Here is a 22,354-nt window from a genome sequence, read left to right as displayed (position 1 = left end):
ACTTTCCTCACCCCCGTAGGAGAAAGATGACAAAAAATTGCAACGTGCCTTGTCGCAGCTGTCTGCGCTTCGTGAGCGCGAAGCCGGATAATTCCGCCGATATGGCACTTCTCACCTTAATTAACGCCCAACTGGCTTTCGGTCATGTTGCACTGCTAGATCACGCTGGATTTTCCCTGGAAGCCAGCGAACGCGTCGGACTGATAGGGCGTAACGGAGCAGGAAAGTCATCGCTACTGAAAATCTTGGGCAGTCTTGCCAAGCCCGATGATGGCTCCTTACAAATCCAACAGGGAATTCGAATCGCCTACGTAGCTCAGGAACCGGCCTTAGAGATGGAGGCCAGTGTTTTCGCTGCGGCCTCAGAAGGGCTGCGCGAAGTAGCAGAGATAAGAGATCTTTACCTCTCTGGCGAGCCAGGATTGGACCTCAATGCGCTGCAGTCGCAGATCGAGGCGTACGACGCTTGGAACTGGGAGCAGCGGGTCGAAGAAACCTTGCAGCGACTTAGGCTAGACCCCCACTCGATCGTAGGCACTCTGTCTGGCGGTACGAAAAAACGAGTCGCTCTTGCACAGGCTTTGGTGTCAAGACCGGATGTTCTGCTACTGGACGAGCCAACCAATCACCTCGACCTGGACTCCATTGAATGGCTAGAAGATCTATTGATTGATTTTAAAGGCAGCGTCATCACGATCACCCACGATCGCTCATTCCTGGACAGAGTGGCCACACGGATTGTGGAGCTCGATCGAGGTCAACTCCGATCGTATCCGGGAAATTTCGCTCAGTACGTGCTCCAAAAGGGTGAGCAGCTTACACAGGAGGCCGTTGTATCGGCCAAGGCCGACAAGTTGCTCGCTCAAGAGGAAATTTGGGTACGCAAGGGTGTTGAAGCCCGAAGAACTCGCAGTCAAAGCCGCATCGGACGCCTTGAGGCCCTCAGGGCTGACCGCAGTGCTCGGAGAGAGGTCCTAGGCAGCGTCAAGATGGATATTGCCTCCGGTGCCCAAAATGGCTATCAAGGCAAGATCGTTGCGGAGTTGTCTGACGTCAGCAAATCTTTCGGAGACAAAGTTATCGTCAAAGGCTTTTCTGGAACGATCCTCCGCGGCGATAAAGTGGGCTTGATTGGCCCCAATGGTGCAGGAAAAACCACGTTACTCAAGCTCATCTTGGGTGAACTAGCTCAAGATGAGGGTACCGTTCGGCGAGGAAGCAATTTGCAGGTAGCGTATTTTGATCAGATGCGACATGCGATCAACCTCGACGCGACCCTTGAAGACTTCATCAGCCCTGGCAGCGAATGGATCGAGATTGGCAAGCAACGCAAGCATGTCAAAAGTTACCTCAGCGATTTTCTTTTTTCCCCTGCCAGAGCTCACTCACCCGTCCGCTCACTTTCAGGAGGAGAGCGCAACCGACTGCTTTTGGCCCGCCTCTTCGCCCGCCCTGCCAATGTGCTGGTGCTCGACGAGCCCACGAATGACTTAGATATTGACACGCTGGATCTTCTGGAGGAATTGCTTCAGACGTATGACGGCACCGTCTTCCTCGTAAGCCACGATCGGACCTTCCTTGACAATGTGGTGACCAGCACCATTGCATATGAAGGAAATGGGCTCTGGCGTGAGTACGAAGGCAGTGTTCAAGACTGGCTGATCCAGTCCCGACGCAGTGGGCAGCTCAATCCCACGTCTTTGCCCCCCTCCAAGGCGGCAGCTGAGCGCAATGACAAGGTGGATTTAGAGGAAAAGCCCGCACATCTTCCCAAGAAGAAGTTGAGCTACAAAGAGCAACGGGAACTTGAACAGCTCCCAACTCAAATTGCGACACTAGAGACTGAGCAACAGTCAATTCAGTCAGCACTGGCTGACGGTTCCTTGTATGCCAAAGATGGTGCGCGAGCAGCAGCCCTCCATGCAAGGGAGGGAGAAATCGAAAATCAACTAATGATTGCGCTGGAGCGCTGGACCGCTTTGTCGTCCTGACTCCCTGTCTTCTTACGCACCGATACCTAGATGCGATGGTGCAATCGATCGGTTGCGCCACGCAGCTTGGCGATCAAAGCCGGTGCAATCTGCGTCAAAGGCAAAACCTCATCTGCAGCGCCATGTGCAATGGCTTCCCTTGGCATACCGAAAACGATGCAACTTGCCTCGTCCTGCACATAGTTGTAACTGCCAGCATCCTTCATCTCGCGCATCGCGGCGGCGCCATCATTTCCCATGCCGGTCAGCATGATGCCGAAAACATTGCGCCCCGCGACCCCGGCAGCCGACTTGAACAGAACCTCCACCGAAGGCTTGTGCCGATTGACGGGAGGACCATCGTCCACCACGGCCACATAGTTGGCTCCGCTGCGGGCGATATGAAACTGCTTTCCTCCCGGCGCTATGTAGGCATGACCGGGCAAGATACGCTCTCCATTGGTTGCTTCTTTTACTGTGATCTGGCACAAGCCGTTGAGTCTGGCTGCGAAGCTTGTGGTGAAACCTGGAGGCATGTGCTGTGTGATCACGATCGCGGGCGAGTCTGCAGGCATCTGCATCAGCACTTCGCGAATAGCCTCTGTTCCACCAGTGGATGCACCGATGCAAATCAGCTTTTCCGTCGACAAGCGGCCCAGCAATGTGGTCGTATGCGTCGGAGCATGTGCCCCCTCTACAGAACCAGTTGCTGGAGAGTGCGGACGGGTTGGGCTCTGCACCGGAGCTCTTCGGACCTGCGCGACAGCGGCCACCCGAATCTTCTCAACGATCTGGGTCGCCAATTCATTCAGACCACTGGAAAGGCCGACCCGGGGTTTGGCAACGAAGTCAACCGCTCCCAGTTCGAGCGCCTTCATAGTGACTTCAGCCCCTCGCTCCGTGAGCGTGGAAATCATCACCACGGGCATGGGCCGAAGTCGCATCAGGCGCCCCAGAAAATCAATCCCGTCCATGCGCGGCATCTCGACGTCCAGGGTAATGACATCGGGGTTCATTTCGCGAATCATTTCGCGCGCAATCAGAGGATCGTTGGCGGTTCCAATGCACTCCATGTCCCGCTGGCGATTGATGATTTCGGCCAAAAGACTGCGCACCAACGCCGAATCATCCACAACGATCACCCGGATCTTCCTGCTCATTCCCTCATGTCCTTGTTCATTTCTCAAAAGAGGTCCACTGATCCACCTGCAGTCGCTTTGGCAACCGTCGCAGCGTTGCCGCGAACTTCCTGCTCCACCAGTGTCTCTGGATGCGCATGGGCGAGCCGCTTCACCATCGCTTTTCCTGTCACCGGAAAGAAAACGACCTTGCGTGGATAGATATCGAGCACATCTTCCGAAACAATCGGGATTCGCTCTGTCTGGAGATAGTTGAGCACAAAGTTGGTGTTGCGCTCCCCCACATTCATCGTGGTGAAGTTATGCATCACCTGCGCCCCACCAAATATCTTGGCCTGCATGCTTTCCCGGCGAGCTCCAAGTTTCAGCATTTCGTTGATCAGCAACTCCATGGCATACGAGCCATAGCGGCCGGATACATCGGACGAATCGCCATCGGGCAACATGAAGTGATTCATACCGCCGACGCGGCTGCGGCTGTCCCACAGGCAAGCTGCAATGCATGAGCCGAGCACGGTCATGATCACCAGATTTTCATCCGAGACGAAATACTCCCCCGGGAGCACTTTGACCGCATTGTGCTGAAAATGATGATCAAAAAAGAAAAATGAGGCCTCTCCCGGACGACGGGCCTGCGCCTTCAGCTCTGGCAACGTTGATTGCCTCGCGGCGGCGGCCGGAGCGCCAGTGTAAATATCGGCACTGAGCGGCGCAATTCGCGGCGCACGACGCCGCTCTACTGTTCCACCATAGGCGGACGGAGGTGCGCCAGACGGAGGGGGAAAGCCAGGGCGGGTATTGGTCATGTGGACTCTTGCGGAAGACTATCGGTCAACGGCGCTCATACACGGTCTTGCCGCGCAAAGTGAAAAGGTCACGGGACTCGCTGAAGTTTTCAGCATGCCCGACAAACAGCATGCCGCCCGGTTTCAATACGCGATGGATGCGCTCCAGAACCTTGCGCTGAGTGGGCGCATCGAAATAGATCATGACATTACGGCAAAAAACGACATCGAACGGCTCCCGAAAAGGCCAGTCGTCGCGGATGAGATTCACGCTCAGGAAATCGATGCTTCGGCGCAACTCAGGTTTTGCACGTGCAAACCCGGCATTTGAGGCCTTGCCCCGCAAGAAGAATCGTTGAAGGCGTTCAGGACTCAACCCTTTCACGCTGTCCAGGCGGTACACCCCCTCGGCTGCCGTAGCCAACACCCGGGAATCGATATCGCTGGCCGTTAATTTGAACGAGCCGTTACTGCTCAACGACTCCATGGCTGTCATCACGATGGAATATGGTTCTTCCCCGGTGGATGCAGCGTTGCACCACACACTCCACGGGCCAGCAGGCCGTGTGCGCAGGAGATTGGCCAGAATCTCAAAGTGGTGCTGCTCCCGGAAGAACGCAGTCAGATTGGTCGTGAGCGCATTCACGAACTCCTGCCACTCTGGGCCATCATGGGTTTCCAGCCAGCTCAGATATTCGTGAAAGCTTGTATGCCCGGTATCGCGCAACCGCCGCGACAAGCGGCTGTAGACCATTGCATGTTTGCCATCGTGCAAGCTGATGCCAGCTCGCTGATAAATGAGCGCTTGGACACGTGAAAAATCTGCGTTGGTCCAGACGAATTCTCTCCCTTGGGCCAAAGGCCCCGATGTAGGCGAAACCGCTGGTGATTCCGCCACGCCTCGCGCAGAAGGGGGATGACTGGAGGTCTGGCGCATGTTGCTTTTCACTTCGAGAGGTCGGTGGTCCACAGGCCAGTGGTTACAGATGCAGCCACGTCGATTCCTAAACCGTTGCGTGGCGGCGAGATGTCGGTCTCACTCGTTGGCGGAGACCAAACCCATGTCCATGCTAGCCATGAGTTTCTCGATGTCCAACAGGATGAGCATGCGCTCACCCACCGAGCCCAGGCCGACGATGCAGTTGGTGTCGATGGTGCTTTCCACCTCCGGAGCAACGCGTATCTGATCGGAATTCAGTTCCATGACGTCACTCACCGAGTCCACCACGATCCCGACAACCCGGTTACGCAGATTCAGGATGATGACCACCGTGAAACTGTTGTATTCCGCTTTGGAACAGCTGAACTTCAGCCGCATGTCAACGATGGGAACGATGGTGCCGCGCAGATTCGTCACGCCCTTGATGAAGTCTGGCGCATTGGCAATGCGTGTCGGCGGCTCATAGCCGCGGATCTCCTGCACCTTCAGGATGTCGATCCCATACTCCTCTTGATCCAGCCGGAAAGTCAAATACTCCCGGGCGCCAGAGACAGCCGCTTCATTGGTTTTTTCCATCACTCCAGCCATAGGGCTCTCCTTATATCAACGGGTCGCGGGCTCAGTGGCGAGCGCGCCGCACCAAAGCACCTGTGTCCAGGATGAGTGCCACAGTTCCGTCCCCGAGAATGGTGGCGCCGGAAACATTGGGCACTTTGCGATAGTTGGTTTCCAGGTTCTTCACAACGACTTGGTGTTGACCGAGCAACTCATCCACCAACAATGCAACCCGGCTGCCATCTGCCTCGACAACCACCATGATGTTGCTGGATTTGCTTTGGTCCAGGCGGGGGACTTGAAATGTTTTCTCCAGGGCAATGACGGGCATGTATTCATCCCGCACCTTGACCAACTGAGATCCTTGCGCAACTGTATTGACATCGTCGGGATTGACCTGGAACGACTCCACGACAGAAGACAGCGGAAGGATGTAGACCTCTTCACCCACCCCTACGGACATGCCATCCATGATCGCCAGCGTCAGCGGTAACCGCACGGACACGCGCATGCCATACCCTTCGGCAGAATCGATTTCCACCGACCCGTTGAGTGCAGCGATATTCCGCTTTACCACATCCATACCGACCCCGCGCCCCGAGACGTCGGTCACTTCATCAGCAGTGGAGAAGCCTGGCGCGAAAATCAGTCCCCACACATCCGCATCGGTCATCTGGTCAGAGACATCCAGCCCCCGCTCTCTGGCTTTTCGCATGATTTTCTCGCGAGAAAGACCTCGACCATCATCGCGCACTTCAATCACGATGGAGCCGCCTTGATGCGAGGCGGACAACGTGATCGTTCCATGCTCGGACTTCCCTGCAGCAAGCCGGTCAGCAGGCATTTCAATGCCATGGTCACAGCTGTTCCGAACCAAATGCGTCAATGGGTCGGTGATTTTTTCGACCAGGCTCTTGTCCAGTTCGGTGGCTTCACCCAAGGTGACCATCTCGACTTTCTTGCCCAGCTTGTTGGCCAAGTCCCTGAGCATCCGAGGAAAGCGGCTGAACACGATCGACATGGGAATCATGCGGATCGACATCACGGACTCTTGCAAATCCCGTGTGTTGCGATCCAGATCGGCCAACCCCGCCAGCAACTGTTGATAGGCCCCCGCATCAAGGCCGCGGCTGTTCTGCGCCAACATGGCCTGGGTGATCACCAATTCGCCGACCAGATTGATCAACTGGTCAACCTTGTTCACTGCCACACGAATGGTGGTGGACTCCATCTGCGCTTGGCTGACCGCCTTGGGCTCCGCGGCGCGGGCTGCGGCTGCAGGCTGCTTGGCAGACGGGGCATCCGACACATTTGCAACGGCCACCTCCGTCCGATCGCTCGGCATACCAGGGGACCCATTGAAGAATCCATAGGGTGCTTCCGTGGACACCTCGCCCGCTTGCAGCAGGGCTGCTTCCGGATCAGCTTCCACACTGGCCGAACCGTCTTCTGCACCGATCCTGACCTGGTCTTTCGACACATGGAAGGCAAACAGATCCAGCAGGTCGTCGTTGGTGGAAGTCGTCTCGACCGCGAACAGCCGGACACCCTGCTCTTCAGAAGGAACGTCACGAATGGAACCGAGGCCGGGAATATCGCGGAACAATTCCTTGATCGCGTCAGCCTGTTCCAAACGCTCCAGCGGACCGATACGGATCTCGAGAGAGCGCGCGCTGCCCGGTGCTGCTGCCGCAGCGGGAATGGATGGGGCAGGCGTGACCGGAGCTGGCGCAGGCACAGGAGCCGGCGCTGGCGGCGGGGGGGGAGGCGCCACGGCCGCCACAGGTTCGGCAGGAACATTGCCGGCAGCCAATTCACTGATTCGGCGAACCAGTTCTGCAGTGGATACGGCTTCGCCTTGTCCTCCCGCCTGGTGCCTGGCCAGCAGACTGCGGGACGCATCGGCAGACTCCAGCAGCACATCCACCATTTGGGGAATAGGCTGCAATTCATGGCGCCGCAAGCGATCCAGCAGCGATTCCATTTGGTGGGTCAGCTCTGCAACATCGGAGAATCCGAAGGTTGCAGCCCCTCCCTTGATGGAATGCGCGCAACGGAAAATACCGTTCAACTCTTCGTCATTGGCCGCACTCAGATCCAGGTCCAGGAGCATGTGCTCCATCTGGTCCAGGTTCTCGCCCGCCTCTTCGAAGAAGATCTGATAGAACTGACTGAGATCGAAGTCCGCGCCACCGCCCGCGCCTTCTTGATAGGTATCCGCCATTAGGGGCTCCAGTACTTAGGTTATCTGCACGCGATGGCGTTAGCGAATGACTTTTTGAATCACTTCGATCAAACGGTTCGGATCGAAAGGTTTGACCAACCAGCCTGTGGCGCCAGCGGAACGTCCCGCCTGCTTCATCTGATCGCTTGACTCGGTAGTGAGGATCAGAATGGGTATGGTCTTGAACCGGGGGTGCTCACGCAGCTTGCGGGTCAAGCCGATTCCATCGAGCCTCGGCATATTCTGGTCGGCCAGCACCAGATGGATATCGTGGGTTTCGGCCTTTTCGAGCGCGTCTTGCCCGTCGACCGCTTCCACCACGTGGTACCCCGCCCCGGTCAGGGTGAAGGACACCATCTTTCGCATGGACGGTGAATCATCAACGGCAAGAATCGATTGCATGTAGGGCTCCACTCACTTGAATATATAAGGTAACCAATTACGGGCGCGTGCTCAGAACAGGTCGATTGATCCTGCATCCATTTCGCTCTGCGTGACAGGATTGGGACGGTCGGGGGCCATTTCAGCGAAGGGCGCGGCTTCTTCGCCCTCTTCGGTGCCCATGGCTTCGGAGGCCAGACGGAAAGCGCATCCTTGGAGCACCTTTGTGGTGTGCCAAATCAGCTGGGAGGCCATGTCCTGAAATTGCAGCTCAGTGACGGCACTGCGCAATGCCGTCCGCAGCGCGGCGAGTTCCGCCGAATCGCCAACCACATCGTCGGTCAACGCACCGTTGGCTTCGCCGAAGCGTGCCAGCAGGTTGTCGGTCGCATGGCTGAGCAAGCCCTCCAGGCGGTGCAGATCATGCATGACGACCAACAAGGAGTCTTGCAATTCTGCAGCAACCATGACTGGCACTTGAACCCCTGGGCCGCCAGGGCTAGTTAGCGTAGATTGCATCGTTTCTCCAGAACTGCAAGCGGCTGCAGGGCAAACAAATTCCAATTCGGCAAGACGCTGGTGGCGCAATCCACTGGCAAAGACGTCCCATGCAAACCATTCTCTCGACTTTCCTCGATCACCGCCGCACGGGACAAACACCCTTGTTTGTTCCAATATGTATCCTATGATAGCGTTCCCCATGCCATCAGGAGTAACGGATCAACCCTTGCGCATCCTGCATTTAGAAGATTCTGTAGCGGATCATGAGTTGGCTTGCATTACGTTGCGCCGCGCCAACGTGGTGTATGAAATCCACCACGTGGACACACTGCCATCGTTCATAGCGCAACTCGATGCAGAGCCTTTCAATCTGATCCTTGCGGACTACCGCCTGCCTGGCTTCACTGCGCTGGACGCTTGGAGTGTGGTGGCACAGCGGGAGCCCCACCCGCCCTTCGTTTTGCTGTCTGGCGCCATCGGCGAGGCAGCGGCCGTGGATGCAATGCGGCTGGGCATTGCGGACTACCTTCTCAAAGACGACATGGCGAGGTTGCCGCATGTCATTGACCGCGCCATCGAAGTGCACGAGGCTCGGCGCGCGAGGGAGAAAGCCACGGCGGATCTGGCTGCGTCCGAACGGCGGCTGGCAGAACTCACCGAGCATCTGCAAAGCTCGATCGAAAAAGAACGGGCCGCCATTGCCCGCGAGATCCACGATGACATTGGTGGTGCACTGAGTGCCGTTCGCTTCGATGTGGGCTGGATCAGCCGGCATGCCAAGGACGACGGGACCCAGGCCCACGCGGCGGCCGCCACCGAGATGCTGCAGCACGCCATTGAGGCAAGTCAGCGCATCATGATGAACCTGCGCCCCCCCATCCTGGACCAGGGCTTGGTGGCTGCAGTGCAATGGCTGGCGGAAAGTTTCGAGCGGCGCACTGGTATTCCCACCCGGGTTCTTACCAACAAGGACACAATCCACGTGGACGCAGCCATTCAGCTGGTGGCTTACCGCGCGGCACAGGAAGCCCTGACCAATGTCTTCAAATATGCCGAAGCACGGCATGTCTCTGTCGACCTGTCGGACAGTGAGGGCGTGCTGACACTAGAAGTCACCGACGACGGCCGAGGCATGGAGCCCGCCATGCGGGAGAAGCCCAAATCATTCGGTCTCAAGGGCCTTCAAGAGCGAGCGCGCACCGTGGGAGGATGGCTCGACATCAGCAGCCATCCCGGCCGTGGAACCGCCGTCATCCTGTCGGTGCCGCTGACACCCCAAAATATTTCAGAGGAGGCACCATGATCCAGGTCGTACTGTGTGATGACCATGCGGTCCTGCGGCGGGGCATCCGTGACACGCTCTCGGAAGCACCGGACATTCAGGTGACCGGCGAGGCCGGCGGCTACTCCGAACTGAGGGAGGTATTGCGCACCGCGCCCTGCGACGTGCTGCTGCTTGATCTGAACATGCCCGGCCGCAGTGGCCTGGAGGTGCTCGCCAGCCTGCGCGAGACGGACTCCGCCGTCAAGGTACTGGTTGTATCGATGTATCCCGAGGACCAGTATGCGCTGCGGTGCTTGCGAGCGGGCGCACAGGGCTATGCCAACAAAGCGGGCGATCCCGTGGAGTTGATCGAAGCCGTGCGCACCGTGATGAAAGGCCGCAAGTACCTCACCCCGGAAGTGGCGCAGATGCTGGCGGACAGCCTGGCGCAGCCGAGTCCCGAGTTGCCCCACGAAGCGTTGTCGGAGAGGGAATTGCAGACCCTGGTCAAGATAGCGTCCGGAAGGCGCCTGTCGGACATCGCGGAAGAACTGATGCTGAGCCCGAAAACGGTCAGTGTCTACCGGTCTCGCGTGTTGGAAAAACTCAAGCTCACCAACAACGCGGAACTGACGGTGTACGCCATTCGAAACCAGCTGGTCTGAAGGCCAGTCCGCCTACCGCTGTGAAGCGAAAAGATCGATGGATTGCTGCATCAACGCCATGACGGGCTGCTCGAGCATGGGCAGGGTCGCCGCGATGCCCAGAAGGCCCACGGTCAGCGTCACGGGAAAGCCCACCGCATAGATGTTCATCTGCGGCGCCACGCGCGAGATGATGCCCATGGCCATGTTCACGAACAGCAACAGGGCAATCATGGGCAAGGCGATCCACAGGGCGCTGGAAAAGAGCGAAGCACCCAGATCATGCAATCGCAACTGGCCCAGGGCCTGCATGAAATGGCCATTCACAGGAAAGCTGTCGAAGCTCTTGACCACCGCCATCAGCACCATCAGGTGGCCATTGATGACAACGAAGAGCAGCATGGCCATGTGCCCGAAAAACCGGGCCACGGCACTTACCTGCGTGTTGCTGGAGGGATCGAAGAACGATGCGAAGTTGAGACCCATCTGCAGTCCGATCACCTCGCCCGCCAGTTCCACCGCCGTAAATACGAGGCGCACCGCAAAGCCAATGGCGGCCCCCACGGCCAGTTGCTGGGCCACGGCACCCAATGCCTCGCGCCCGTTGATGTTGATGATGGGCTGATCCGGTAGAGCGGCCTGCGCGCAAACCGAAATGAGGAAGGCCAGCCCGATCTTGGCCCGCATCGGAATCACGCGCATGGAGAATACTGGCGCCACCATGAACATGGCCAGGATGCGCAGGAAAGGCCACAGGATCGGCGACAGCCAAGCCACCAGTTGGGCCTCTGAAAACGTGATCACGACACGACCGACGGAATGGATTCGATGGTTCTGCGGATGAAGTCCACGAGCGAAGTGATCATCCAGGGGCCGGCGATGGCGAACACCACCATGGCAGCAATCAGCTTGGGCACGAAGGCGAGCGTGGCCTCATTGATCTGCGTCACCGCCTGAAAGATGCTGACGAGCAGCCCCACCACCATGACCACGCCCAGCACCGGCATCGAAATCATCAGCAGCAAGGTCAGGGCGTCTCGCCCCATCGTCAAAACCATTTGCGAGGTCATGCGGGCTCCTCAGGTGGCGAAACTGGCGGCCAGGGAACCGATCAGCAGATTCCAGCCGTCCGCCAGCACGAACAGCATGAGCTTGAACGGCAATGCGACCAGCACGGGCGACAGCATCATCATGCCCAGGGACATCAGGATGCTGGAAACCACCATGTCGATGACCAGGAACGGTATGAAGATCATGAACCCGATCTGGAACGCCGATTTGAGCTCGCTGGTCACGAATGCCGGCACCAGTACGCGAAGGGGCGCGGTTTCCGCAGTCGCCCCTGCATCGAGCTTGGCCAGGCGGGCGAACAGTGCGAAGTCGGACTGGCGCGTCTGCTTGAGCATGAAGCCGCGCATGGGGGCCTCCGCCTTCTCCAGCGCCTGCTCGAACGTGATGGTGTTCGATGTATAGGGCACGTAGGCGTCCTGGTACACGCGATCAAAGGTGGGTCCCATCACGAAGAACGTGAGAAACAGCGACAGGCCCACGATCACCTGGTTCGGCGGTGCCGATTGGGTGCCGATGGCCTGGCGCAGCAGTGACAGCACGATCACGATACGGGTGAAGCCCGTCATCATGAGCAGCACTGCCGGCAAAAATGACAGGGCCGTGAAGAACAGCAGCGTCTGAATGGGCACCGAAAAGCTCGCGCCCGCGTTGCCCGAGCCGACCAGCACGGGCAACGAACCCGGTGCCGCTTGTGCAAGTGCCGCCGGAGCGAAAACCGTGGCGGCAACCGCCAACGCCCACCCGCTCCAGGCGCGCCGGCGATCAGCCATGGGGCGCCTCTTGCCCCCGCAACCTGGCTGCGGCCACCTCATCGGCAAAGGACGGCGCAGGAATCGCGCCCCGGGGCGCTCCGGCAGACACGGAAGGGTCGATCACATGCAGGCACCGGATCTGCTGCGCCGTGACCCCCAGGACCAGCCAGGTCCGCTGGTGCTCCGGCCCCACTTCCACCGTGATCACGCGCTGCTGCGGCCCGATACCCACGGTGGAGACCACCTTGGACGCGGCGCTCGCCGCCACTCCCGGCCCGCCACCCTGGCGTTGCTGCATGCGCCGGATCCACCAGGGCAGCGTGGCAATGGCCGCCACGAAGAGCACGACGATGACCAGCGTCTGCGTCATGTTGCCGCCCGCGCTATCCACGGCTGACCCTTCGCAGGCGTTCCGACGGCGTGACCACATCGGTCAGGCGGATACCGAACTTGTCGTTCACCACCACCACCTCGCCCTGGGCGATGAGATAGCCATTGACCAGCACGTCCATGGGCTCGCCGGCCAACGCGTCCAGTTCGACCACCGAGCCTTGCGCCAGCTGGAGGATGTACTTGATCGGCACCTTGGTCCGGCCCAGCTCCACCGACAGCTGCACCGGAATGTCCAGCACCATGTTGATGTCGTTGACCGGAGAGTCCGAGTTGGCCGAGAACGGCCGCACCGGGTCGCCAGCCAGGGGGCCGCCCTGGTCCGCAGCAGGCTCGTCCGTGCGCTTTTGCTCCTCCAGCGCCTCGGCCCAGCCGGCAAACGGATCGTCCGCGCTGGCGTCCTTGTTGTCGTTGTCGCCTTCAGTTGACATTCTTTTCTCCCAGCCAGCTCAGATCGGAATTGCGCAGGCATTCCTCGATTCGAATGGCGTATTTCGCGTTGTGCGTGCCGTACTGGCACTCAAAAATGGGCACGCCTCCGATGGAGGCACGGATGCGGGGTTCGCGGTCGAGTTCGATGAAATCGCCGGGCTTCATGGCCAGCAACTGCTCCACCGTGGCATCGGCCTTGGCCAGTTCAGCCACCAGCGTCACCTCCGCGGCCTGGATTTCCCGCGTGAGCACACGCACCCACCGGCGGTCCACTTCGATGGAGTCGCCCTGCGTGGACGAATACAGCACGTCGCGGATAGGCTCCAGCGTCGCATAGGGCATGCAGATATGAATTGCGCCGGACAGGTCCCCGATCTCCAGCTGGAACGCCGTGGAGACCACGATTTCGCTGGGGGTCGCGATGTTGGCGAACTGTGGCTGCATTTCCGACCGCTGGTACTCCAGTTCGAGCGGATAGATGCCGTGCCATGCCTTTTTGTACTCGGCGCAGATCACATCGACCAGGCGGTTGATGACCCGCTGCTCGGTCGGGGAAAAATCCCGCCCTTCGATGCGGGTCTGGAACTTGCCCACGCCGCCATACAGCGTGTCGATGATGCCGAACACCAGGGACGGCTCGCACACGATCAGCCCGCTGCCGCGCAGCGGACGAATGGCGACGATGTTGAAGTTGGTCGGCACCGCCAGCTCGCGCAGGAAAGCGCTGTAACGCTGCACCGACACCGTGCCCACCGAGATTTCCGGGCTGCGCCGGATGAAATTGAACAGGCCGATGCGGAAGTTGCGCGCGAACCGCTCGTTGACGATTTCCATCGTCGGCATCCGGCCGCGCACGATGCGCTCCTGGCTGGAGATGTCGTAATTGCGGACCGCTCCGGTCTCGGCCACTTCCTCGACCGACTTCTGGCTCTCACCCGTGACACCCTCCAAAAGGGCATCGACCTCTTCCTGCGACAGAAATGAATCACTCATGGCAGTCTCCTGTCGCCGTCACTGGATGATGAAACTGGAGAAAAGGACTTGCCGCACAGGATTCGTATCGGCGGCAGGCTTGGCACGCGGTGCCTCTTCTTCGTCCTCCACCTCCTGGCTGGCGGGGCGCTTGCGGGGCTTGGGCACCGTGTATCCCAAGGGCTTGGAGACTTCGCGCCGGATATCGGTCGCCAGTTTTTCCTTGCCTTCGCGGCCCAGCAGCTCCTCGGAGGTGCGTTGGGACACCAGCATCAGGATGGCGCTGCGGATGCTCGGCAGGTAGAGCTTGACCTGCTCTGCCGTTTTCGCATCGGCCAGTTCCAAGGTGAGACCGATCTGGGCGAATCGCTCTCCACCAGTATCGGCCAGGTTCACGACCATGTTGTCGATGGGCAGGAAGGTGGGAGCCACCTTGGGCGCTGCCGGGGCATGGGGGCGGGCCTCTGCGCCCTCCTCGTCTTCGGCATGGCTGCGGCTGCTCATGATGAACCAGGCCGCGCCTGCACCAGCGATGACCAGCAGGGCAACGACCACACCGATGATGAGCATCTTCTTGCTCTTGGCCTTGGGTGGCGCTGCGGCGGCAGGATTGGCAGACACGTTGGGATTCCTTGCGCAACAAATTCAGGACAGGGCGGCACAGCGAGGGCCGCACAGGCGGCACACCTCATTCGATGTCCCCATTATTGGGCGTCCCGGCTTTCGATAATAGCCAGAATAAAAGCCCAAAACCATGGCTTTCAGCCTCCTAGGGCGGCGCTTCGTCCAGAACCGATGCGGGATGCCGGCCCACCCGGACATGCCGCCTGCGGCCATTCTTCGGCCCGGTGCGCCTGGGCCGGCTCGCGTTCAGGCAAAGACGTCCAGCGCGCGGGCGGAACCCGAAGGGCTCTTCACGGCCAAGCCCGCTCCCGAGCCCACGCCGGCGGCGGCCTGCACCTGGGCGTGCCGTGCCGGTCCGTCGCGGTCCGAAGCGGGGCGGCGGCCGTCGCTGCCCGAAGCCCCTGCACCGTCGCTACCCGACTGCCCCACGGTGACACCGGACAACTCCAGCCCCTCGCTGCGCAACAGATCCCGCAGTTGCGCCGCGCTGGAGTCCAGCCATTCGCGGGTGTTGGCTTGGTCACTGCGGAACGTGACATGCGCTTCATTGCCCGACAGCGACACCATGACCTCCACGGGCTGGCCTTCACGATCGATGGTGAGTTCGGCGTTCTGTGTTTTCTGGTGCACCCAGTAGGCGACCTGTTCGGCGATCTGGTCCTCCACCCCCACCTGGGATGGGTCGGCCAGCACACCTGAGCCATCGTTGGCCACCGGCGCGTCGCTCAGGGAAAAGCCCATTCCGGACTCCGCTCCGGAAGCGCCACCCCGTGACGATTGCCCATCGGAGGCCCCGGACTCCATGCCACGCTCCGAAGAGCGCAACGCCACCGCTTCGGCCAGCGCGCCAGCGACCGGCACAGCCGCACCCAGGGCATCCTGCGGTGCCCGCGCCAATGCTGGCCCCCCGGCGGCGCCCGCTCCATCGCGTCGGTCCGGCGCCAAGGCAGCGACCGCTGCGGTCAATGCGCCAGGCATCTCTGCCGAAGCCGGCTTCCTGTCTTCCTTGCCCAGCGCATTGCGCAGGCCGGCAGCACCCGTTCCTGCCGCGGATGGGTCCACGCCCAAACCGGCAGCGGAGGAACCCGCAGCCGCCGAAAGGCGCGCCTGCAGGCCCTTATGAGGCGTGCTGCCAGGGACCACCGGTGCAGCCGTATCGGACAGATCCGTTGCACGGTCCATCCAGGCCGTCTGTCCGACCAGGCTGCCCGAGTCCATCAGGCCGTTGAATCCATTGGCCCAGGCGCCCGTTCCAGCGTTGTCGCCCAACACCCGGCCCAGCGGTTGGCCCAGCATGCCCTGCTGCGCACCAGCCTGTGCCAGGATCTGCCCCTGGCCTTGGGGCAGCTGGGTAGGAAATTGCCCCCCCTGCAGCGCCGCCAGTGCGGCAGGGTCCAACGGCAGTGCACCGGCTTCGCCGGCCTGCAGCCAGCTGGCCTGGGCCGCGCTTGGATCGGCCGGCAGGGCCCCTGCGGTGCCATCCCCGAATGCAGTGGTATCCATAGCGGCCAGCAGCAGGGAGAAGCCACCCTGCCCCGCGGCCTGCTGCGTAGCATCCTGCGCTGAGCTGGCCTTGCCGGCGGCACGCGCGCCGCGCGTCTCGTGGGTCGTGTGCGAGCTGTTGATGCGTGTCGGTTCCATGTTCACCACTCCTTCGGCCCCTGCTGGCCCTGGGTTGCGTTTTCCTTGCCGAATTGCAGCGCAGCGCGCTCATCGGTTTGCTTCTGATCGCGACGCGCCTGAAGCTTGTCCATCTCGCGGCGCCGTTTCTCGACCACTTTCCTCAATGCCGACAGCCGCAACTCGGCCGCCAGCACGGCACGGGTGGCATGTTCCACGCGCCCGGCCTGGTCGCCCACCACCCCGGTCTGCAGGCCGACCGCATGGGCGAGCCGGTCCATGAACTGGTAGTGGTGGTACATGACTTCGGGCTTGACGGTGGTGTCGGCCTGCGCGCCCCAGCGTCCCTGGGTTTCCAGCGCGTAGCCTTCCAGTTGCTGCAGTTGGGCCTGCGATGCCTGGCGCGCGCGCTGCGCGTCCTGCAGCACCTGCCGCGCCTCGTCGCGCTTGCGCTCGGCCATTTCGACGGCCACCAGAAAAGCATTCAGCGAAGACATGGTCGGTTCACCCCTGGCCCATCAATGGTTGAGCACCGCGCCCATGAAGCCCAGGCTTTCGCCCATGGGCGCCGCTTCGAACATGTTCTGCTGCAAAAAGTCCGCCATGGCGGGCTGCAGCCGGATGGCTTCGTCCAGCGCCGGGTCGGAGCCGCTCATGTAGGCGCCCACCTGGATCAGGTCACGGCTCTTCTGGTAGCGCGAATACACCGCGCGGAACCGCCGGGCCAGTTCGAAATGCTCCCGCGACACCACGTTGTGCATCACGCGCGAGGCCGACTGCTCGATGTCGATGGCCGGAAAGTGCCCCGTTTCCGCCAGCGCGCGGGACAGCACGATGTGCCCGTCCAAGATGGCGCGCGCCGCATCGGCGATCGGGTCCTGCTGGTCATCGCCTTCGGACAGCACTGTGTAGAAGGCCGTGATGGAGCCCACCCCGTGCAATCCGTTGCCGCTGCGCTCCACCAGCGCCGGCAGCTTGGCAAAGCAGCTGGGCGGGTAACCCTTGGTGGCGGGCGGCTCGCCGATGGCCAGCGCGATCTCGCGCTGCGCCATGGCATAGCGGGTGAGCGAATCCATCAGCAGCAGCACGTGCTTGCCCTTGTCGCGAAAGTGCTCCGCAATCGCCGTGGCGTACGCGGCGCCCTGCATGCGCAGCAGCGGCGGCGCATCGGCTGGCGCCGCCACCACGACGGCGCGACCCCGGTCTTCCTCTCCGAGGATGTCTTCCACGAATTCCTTGACCTCGCGGCCACGTTCGCCAATCAGGCCGACGACGATCACATCGGCCTGCGTGTAGCGCGCCATCATCCCCAGGAGCACGCTCTTGCCCACGCCCGAGCCGGCGAACAGCCCCAGGCGCTGGCCGCGCCCCACGGTGAGCAGGGCGTTGATGGCACGCACGCCTGTGTCCAGGGTCTCGCGCACGGGATCGCGGTCCATGGCGTTGATCTGGCGCCGGTCCATGGGCTCGGAATTCACGTTGACCACGGCACCGCCATGGTCCAGCGGAATGCCCTGGGAATCGATCACGCGCCCCAGCAGCCCGTCACCCATCGGCAGCCGCAGCACGCCGGCGGCCGGCGATGGCCGGGCGTCCTCGCCGAGCCTCGGCTGGGGCACATATGCCGCCGCAGGCACCACGCTGGCCCCGCTGGACAGCCCGTGGATGTCCCCCGCCGGCATCAGGAAAGCGCGGTCGGCCGAGAACCCGACGACCTCCGCCAGCACCGGCTCGTGGCCAGGCATCTGCACCATGCACTGCGACCCCACGGGCGCGCGGATGCCAACGGCCTCCAGCACCAGCCCCGTCAATCGGGTGAGCGTGCCGCGGGTTTCCAGGGGCGCGCCCTGCGCGACGCGGGCCCGCGCATCCGCCATGAAACGGCCCCAGGCCGTGTCCGCCGGGCTCTGGACATCGGCCCCAGCGGGTGCATCCGGCAACAGCGAAGTTTCAGGGAGGGTGTCAGCCATGGGCTTTCTCCCCTTCGGCATCCCAGGCGGACGCCAGGCCCAGCGCGGCGATCGCACGCTCCCAGCGCCGGCCCAGCGAGCCATCGATCACCGTCCCGGCCGACTCCACGAAGCAATCGCCTGCGGCCACGGCCGCATCGGGCAGCCACTGAACCTTGGCCCCCGCATAGGCTTCGCCCAGCGGTTTTTCAAGCACCTCCCAGTCGGCGGGATTCATGCGCACCGTGGCCGGGCGGCCTTCGGCGATCAGCATGCCCAGGGCTTCGCGCACCACGGGCAGCAAGGCCTGCGGCTGGCTCGACAGTTCCTGGCGGATCACCTGGCGAGCAATGTCGCAGGCCAGCTGCAGCACTTCCTGCGCGACATGCTGCTGCATGTGGACGAGGCTGGCCTGGGCCGCCTGCACCACCTGGTCCATCCGCTGCGCGACCTCCTGGCCCTGGCCGGCGATGTAGTCGTCCATGCGCTGCTGCCATTCCAGCCCGGCCTTTTCCTCGCCATGGGCTTGGCCCTGCTCGAAGCCCTCCTGCCGCGCCGCTTCCAGGGCGCTCAGGTGCGTGGCCTCGTCAAAGACGACCGGAAGGGGTTCCGGTTCGGGCTCTGGCGCCGGGGGCAGCAGATCCGATCCGTCCACGGCGCCGAACTGCCACTGGGTCACCTCCCCGACCTCTTCGCTGGGGATGAACCGCGTGTAGCTGCGCGGGTTATACGAATGCGTCATCACCGCCGCCTCCGATCACGATCTGGCCTTCATCCGACAGGCGGCGAACGGTCTTGAGGATTTCCTTTTGCTGGGCCTCGACTTCGGACAGCCGCATCGGGCCACGCGACTCCAGGTCTTCGCGCATGGCCTCGGCGGCGCGCGACGACATGTTGGCCAGGAATTTCTCGCGCAGCTCGGGCACGGCGCCCTTGAGCGCCACGATGAGCGTTTCGGACGCCACTTCCTTGAGCACGGTCTGGATCGCACGGTCGTCGAGCTTGGCCACGTCGTCGAAGACGAACATCTTGTCCATGATCTTCTGGGCCAGGTCGGGGTCGTAGCCCCGGATCGACTCCAGCACCACGCTGTCCATGTTGGAGCCCAGCAGGTTGATGATCTCGGCCGCCGCCTTGACGCCGCCCAGCGAACTCTTGCGGATCTTGTCGCCCCCCGCCAGCACCTTGAACAGCACCTCGTTGAGGTCCTTGAGCGCAGTGGGCTGGATGCCCTCCAACGTGGCCACGCGCAGCAGCACCTCGCTGCGCTGGCGGTCGGTGAGCTGCATCAGCACGGCTGCGGCCTGCTCGGAATCGAGGTGCACCAGAATGGCAGCGACGATCTGCGGGTGCTCGTTGCGCAGCAACTCGGCCACCGACAGCGGGTCCATCCACTTCAGGCTTTCGATGCCGGAAACGTCGCCGCCCTGGAGAATCCGGTCGATCAGCAACGCGGCCTTGTCATCGCCCAGCGCGCGCTTGAGCACCGAGCGAACGTAGTTGCTGGTGTCGGACACCAGCAGGCTCTGCGCCGCGGCATCGCCGGAGAAGCGGTTGATGACCGAATCGACCTTCTCGCGCGAAACCGAGCGCATGCGGGCGATGGTCTCGCCCAGTTTCTGCACTTCCTTCGGCGACAGATGCTTGAAGACCTCGGCGGCTTCCTCTTCGCCGAGGGACATCAGCAAAATCGCAGCATCGTTCAGGCCTTGGTCATCCATGGAAAGCTCGTGGTTTCATGCGTCGGTGGGAAATCATCGCACGGCGCCGCGTCACGACTCGCCGTTGACCCACGTCTTGAGGATATTCGCCACGGCCATCGGGTTCTCCTTGGCCAGCACACGGGCCTCCTCCAGGCGCAGTTGCTCGGGCGTCTGGGCGACCTCCTCGGGCTTGGACGGCGCGGCCAGCGCCGGGCGCTGCGGCTCTTCCGCCTCGATGGCGTCGAGCTGGCCGCCCTGGGCCACCGGAATCGCCCGGGGCTTGCCCATGCCCTTGATGGCGGGGCGCACCAGGCCGAGCAGTACCATGGCCGCGAACAGGGACATGCCCACGGGCCAGCCCAGGCTCTTGGCCAGCTCGATCATCTCGGGCTGCTTCCACAGCGGCAGGTCCACCACGGGCGTGGAATCGACCAGGAACGGCGTGTTCATGAGGTTCACCGAGTCGCCACGCTCCTTGTTGAAGCCGATGGTTTCGCGCACCAGTGCCGTCATCTGCTCCAGTTGCTCGGGCGACAGGGCCTTGTTGGTGGGCGCCTTGCCCGCGGCTTCCGCCACGGCCTGGTAATTCACCACCACCGCCGCGCTCACACGCTTGAGGGCGCCGCTGCCGCCGCGCGTCACGCGGACGGTCTTGTCCACTTCGTAGTTGGTGATGGATTCGCGCTTGCTGCCCGTGCCCTGCGCGCCCTGTTGACCGGCGGCCGTCGGTGCGGGGTTGGCGCCGTTGATGGGCGCGGTCGAAGGCTGGGGCGGCTGGTTGCTGGTGGCGCCGGGCACGCCGCTGGGCGGCTGGGCGCCCTGGGTGCCGGCGCTTTCCACGACCTGCTGGCTGCGCACGGCGCTGGCGTCGGGCGTCTGGTTGGGGCGGTGCTGCTCGGAGGTGGATTCGGTCTGGCTGAAATCGACCTCGGCCGTCACCTGCGCCTTGACGTTGTTCTTGCCCACCACCGGCTCCAGGATGTCCAGGATGCGGCGCGTGTACTGCTGCTCGATCTGCTGCACGTAGCTCAGTTGCTGTGCGTCCACGCCCGAACCGGCGGCCGTGTCGGGGGGACTGCGACAGCAGCTTGCCGGTATCGTCCAGCACGCTCACGGCGGAGGGCGACAGCTCCGGCACGCTGGAGGCCACCAGATGAACGATCCCAGCCAGCTGCGTGCGGTCCAGGAAACGGCCGGGGAACAGGCTCAGCAGCACCGACGCGGAAGGCTTTTGCTGCTCGCGGAAGAACCCGTTCTGGTTGGGCAGGGCCAGATGCACGCGTGCGCTTTGCACCGAAGACAGCGCCTGGATCGAGCGGGTCAGCTCGCCCTCCAGGCCGCGCTGGAAGTTCAGCCGCTCCTGGAACTGGGTGACGCCGAACCGGTTCGTCTCCATCAGCTCAAAGCCCGTCACCGAGCCCTTGGGCAAGCCCTGGGTGGCCAGGCGCAGGCGCACGTCGTGCACGCGCTCGGCCGGAATCAGGATGGCGCCGCCGCCCTCGGCATATTTGTAGGGCACGTTCATCGTGGACAGCTGGGCCACGATGGCACCGCCATCCTTGTCGCTCAGGTTGGCGAACAGCACCCGGTAGTCCGGCTGGCGGCTGAAGACCACCGCGGCGACCACGGCAGCGATCAGCAAGACCATGCCTGCGCCCAGGCGCATCCGCTGGCCCCGTTCGAGCGCGGAAAACCGCTGCATCCACGAGGGGTTGGCGGGACTGATGACAGGGACTTCAGCAACTGCGGACATGGTGCTTTCCAAAAGGTCCGACCCGGCAGAGGGTTGGCGTGGGGCGATTATTGGACGAGCCCCTTGCCGACGTAGCCGAGATAAGGCCGTCGTTTCACCATCTATTCCCCAGGATGGCGCGGCGCCGGCCCCCTAGGATTGCACCATCCCGCCATTCCTTCGGACACAGCCATGGACCTCCGCATATCAAGCCCCACCACGCCACTTGCAGGCGCCGGCCTTGCGCGCCGTGCCGCGGCACCGCAGGACTCGCAGGAAGTGGGGTTTTCCTCGGCGCTCAAGGGCGCGCTGCAGTCGGTCAGCGCCTCCCAGAACCGGGCGGCCGACCTGCAAAAGGAAGTGCAGATGGAAAATCCGGCCGTCAGCCTGGAAGAAACCATGGTGGCGATCCAGAAGGCCCAGATCGGCTTTCAGGCCACGCTGCACGTGCGCAACCGCATGGTTCAGGCCTACACCGACATCATGAACATGCAGGTTTGACGCCAGCCCAGCAACATCCAACCCATCATTGCCTATTACTTTTTATATCGCTTAATGCCCTAGTCGTTTATTGCACTGGAAGGCCATTTGGACCTGGTAATACCTTGCACCGCTGCGGCTGATACATCCGCGCCGCATGGGCTTTCGATTCCCTGCACGCCCACATCAAACCCTCTCGGCGGCGGCGATCCTGAAAACAACACGG

At 62.0% G+C, this 22,354-nt stretch carries 23 protein-coding genes and 1 pseudogene; 4 read left to right on the top strand and 20 right to left on the bottom strand.

Going from position 1 to position 22,354, the window contains the following annotated elements:
* Positions 1-101 precede the first annotated feature (101 nt).
* Complete coding sequence (locus tag AC27IQ_RS08110; protein ID WP_487089152.1) at positions 102-1,991, top strand: ATP-binding cassette domain-containing protein; 1,890 nt, start codon at positions 102-104, stop codon at positions 1,989-1,991.
* Between the two features lie 26 nt (positions 1,992-2,017).
* On the opposite strand, the gene AC27IQ_RS08105 is transcribed toward AC27IQ_RS08110, so the two are convergent.
* The 7 genes from AC27IQ_RS08105 to AC27IQ_RS08075 all read right to left on the bottom strand — a co-directional run bounded on the left by AC27IQ_RS08105 (position 2,018) and on the right by AC27IQ_RS08075 (position 8,513).
* The gene (locus AC27IQ_RS08105) at positions 2,018-3,130 is read right to left on the bottom strand and encodes a protein-glutamate methylesterase/protein-glutamine glutaminase (RefSeq protein WP_487089150.1); all 1,113 of its coding nucleotides are present in this window, start codon (positions 3,128-3,130) and stop codon (positions 2,018-2,020) included.
* 23 nt (positions 3,131-3,153) lie between these two features.
* The gene (gene cheD / locus AC27IQ_RS08100; protein ID WP_284431714.1) at positions 3,154-3,915 is read right to left on the bottom strand and encodes a chemoreceptor glutamine deamidase CheD; all 762 of its coding nucleotides are present in this window, start codon (positions 3,913-3,915) and stop codon (positions 3,154-3,156) included.
* Between the two features lie 25 nt (positions 3,916-3,940).
* A complete protein-coding gene (locus tag AC27IQ_RS08095) occupies positions 3,941-4,831 on the bottom strand; it encodes a CheR family methyltransferase (RefSeq protein WP_284431713.1) in 891 nt (296 codons plus the stop codon).
* Between the two features lie 99 nt (positions 4,832-4,930).
* Positions 4,931-5,422: a chemotaxis protein CheW gene (locus tag AC27IQ_RS08090; protein ID WP_284431712.1), complete on the bottom strand. Its 492-nt coding sequence runs from the start codon at positions 5,420-5,422 to the stop codon at positions 4,931-4,933.
* Positions 5,423-5,453: 31 nt separating this feature from the next.
* Positions 5,454-7,613, bottom strand: coding sequence for a chemotaxis protein CheW (locus tag AC27IQ_RS08085; protein ID WP_487089149.1), 2,160 nt, complete (start codon positions 7,611-7,613; stop codon positions 5,454-5,456).
* 39 nt (positions 7,614-7,652) lie between these two features.
* On the bottom strand, positions 7,653-8,015 hold the full coding sequence (locus AC27IQ_RS08080; protein WP_092745705.1) for a response regulator: 363 nt from the start codon (positions 8,013-8,015) through the stop codon (positions 7,653-7,655).
* Positions 8,016-8,066: 51 nt separating this feature from the next.
* A complete protein-coding gene (locus AC27IQ_RS08075) occupies positions 8,067-8,513 on the bottom strand; it encodes a hypothetical protein (protein WP_272565370.1) in 447 nt (148 codons plus the stop codon).
* 166 nt (positions 8,514-8,679) lie between these two features.
* Here AC27IQ_RS08075 and AC27IQ_RS08070 point away from each other — a divergent pair, with 166 nt between their 5' ends.
* Together AC27IQ_RS08070 and AC27IQ_RS08065 are read left to right on the top strand one after the other, a co-directional pair.
* Entirely contained in the window at positions 8,680-9,798 is a 1,119-nt protein-coding gene (locus AC27IQ_RS08070) for a hybrid sensor histidine kinase/response regulator (RefSeq protein ID WP_372588183.1), read from the top strand.
* Complete coding sequence (locus AC27IQ_RS08065) at positions 9,795-10,424, top strand: response regulator (protein WP_284431709.1); 630 nt, start codon at positions 9,795-9,797, stop codon at positions 10,422-10,424. The genes AC27IQ_RS08070 and AC27IQ_RS08065 overlap by 4 nt, the downstream gene beginning before the upstream one ends.
* 12 nt (positions 10,425-10,436) lie before the next feature.
* Here the strand turns inward: AC27IQ_RS08065 and fliR are convergent, their stop codons facing one another.
* The 13 genes and pseudogenes from fliR to fliF all read right to left on the bottom strand — a co-directional run bounded on the left by fliR (position 10,437) and on the right by fliF (position 21,669).
* Complete coding sequence (fliR, locus tag AC27IQ_RS08060; protein ID WP_272565373.1) at positions 10,437-11,207, bottom strand: flagellar biosynthetic protein FliR; 771 nt, start codon at positions 11,205-11,207, stop codon at positions 10,437-10,439.
* Entirely contained in the window at positions 11,204-11,473 is a 270-nt protein-coding gene (gene fliQ / locus AC27IQ_RS08055) for a flagellar biosynthesis protein FliQ (protein WP_272565375.1), read from the bottom strand. The genes fliR and fliQ overlap by 4 nt, the downstream gene beginning before the upstream one ends.
* 9 nt (positions 11,474-11,482) lie before the next feature.
* Positions 11,483-12,244 (bottom strand): flagellar type III secretion system pore protein FliP, encoded by a 762-nt coding sequence (gene fliP, locus AC27IQ_RS08050; protein ID WP_284431708.1) that lies wholly within the window; start codon positions 12,242-12,244, stop codon positions 11,483-11,485.
* Positions 12,237-12,596 (bottom strand): FliO/MopB family protein, encoded by a 360-nt coding sequence (locus tag AC27IQ_RS08045; protein ID WP_284431717.1) that lies wholly within the window; start codon positions 12,594-12,596, stop codon positions 12,237-12,239. The genes fliP and AC27IQ_RS08045 overlap by 8 nt, the downstream gene beginning before the upstream one ends.
* A 13-nt stretch (positions 12,597-12,609) precedes the next feature.
* A complete protein-coding gene (gene fliN, locus AC27IQ_RS08040; RefSeq protein WP_284407477.1) occupies positions 12,610-13,047 on the bottom strand; it encodes a flagellar motor switch protein FliN in 438 nt (145 codons plus the stop codon).
* The gene (gene fliM / locus AC27IQ_RS08035; RefSeq protein WP_272565382.1) at positions 13,037-14,041 is read right to left on the bottom strand and encodes a flagellar motor switch protein FliM; all 1,005 of its coding nucleotides are present in this window, start codon (positions 14,039-14,041) and stop codon (positions 13,037-13,039) included. Before fliM ends, fliN begins: the two co-directional genes overlap by 11 nt.
* An 18-nt stretch (positions 14,042-14,059) precedes the next feature.
* Positions 14,060-14,641, bottom strand: coding sequence for a flagellar basal body-associated FliL family protein (locus tag AC27IQ_RS08030; protein WP_272565383.1), 582 nt, complete (start codon positions 14,639-14,641; stop codon positions 14,060-14,062).
* Positions 14,642-14,890: 249 nt separating this feature from the next.
* Entirely contained in the window at positions 14,891-16,285 is a 1,395-nt protein-coding gene (locus AC27IQ_RS08025; protein ID WP_487089148.1) for a flagellar hook-length control protein FliK, read from the bottom strand.
* Between the two features lie 2 nt (positions 16,286-16,287).
* A complete protein-coding gene (gene fliJ, locus AC27IQ_RS08020; protein WP_284414737.1) occupies positions 16,288-16,761 on the bottom strand; it encodes a flagellar export protein FliJ in 474 nt (157 codons plus the stop codon).
* A gap of 21 nt (positions 16,762-16,782) precedes the next feature.
* The gene (gene fliI, locus AC27IQ_RS08015; RefSeq protein WP_487089151.1) at positions 16,783-18,141 is read right to left on the bottom strand and encodes a flagellar protein export ATPase FliI; all 1,359 of its coding nucleotides are present in this window, start codon (positions 18,139-18,141) and stop codon (positions 16,783-16,785) included.
* Positions 18,142-18,226: 85 nt separating this feature from the next.
* The gene (locus tag AC27IQ_RS08010; protein ID WP_284414736.1) at positions 18,227-18,955 is read right to left on the bottom strand and encodes a FliH/SctL family protein; all 729 of its coding nucleotides are present in this window, start codon (positions 18,953-18,955) and stop codon (positions 18,227-18,229) included.
* Positions 18,939-19,934, bottom strand: coding sequence for a flagellar motor switch protein FliG (gene fliG / locus AC27IQ_RS08005; protein ID WP_272565391.1), 996 nt, complete (start codon positions 19,932-19,934; stop codon positions 18,939-18,941). The genes AC27IQ_RS08010 and fliG overlap by 17 nt, the downstream gene beginning before the upstream one ends.
* Positions 19,935-19,985: 51 nt before the next feature.
* A pseudogene (fliF, locus tag AC27IQ_RS08000) lies at positions 19,986-21,669 on the bottom strand (flagellar basal-body MS-ring/collar protein FliF).
* 171 nt (positions 21,670-21,840) lie between these two features.
* Here fliF and fliE point away from each other — a divergent pair.
* Positions 21,841-22,149, top strand: coding sequence for a flagellar hook-basal body complex protein FliE (fliE, locus tag AC27IQ_RS07995; RefSeq protein WP_272565395.1), 309 nt, complete (start codon positions 21,841-21,843; stop codon positions 22,147-22,149).
* Positions 22,150-22,354: the final 205 nt, after the last annotated feature.

The organism is Acidovorax sp. KPB24-07, from assembly GCF_057543315.1.
The sequence above is the reverse complement of the archived record's forward strand: the minus strand, read 5'-3'. Positions and strand labels throughout refer to the sequence as shown.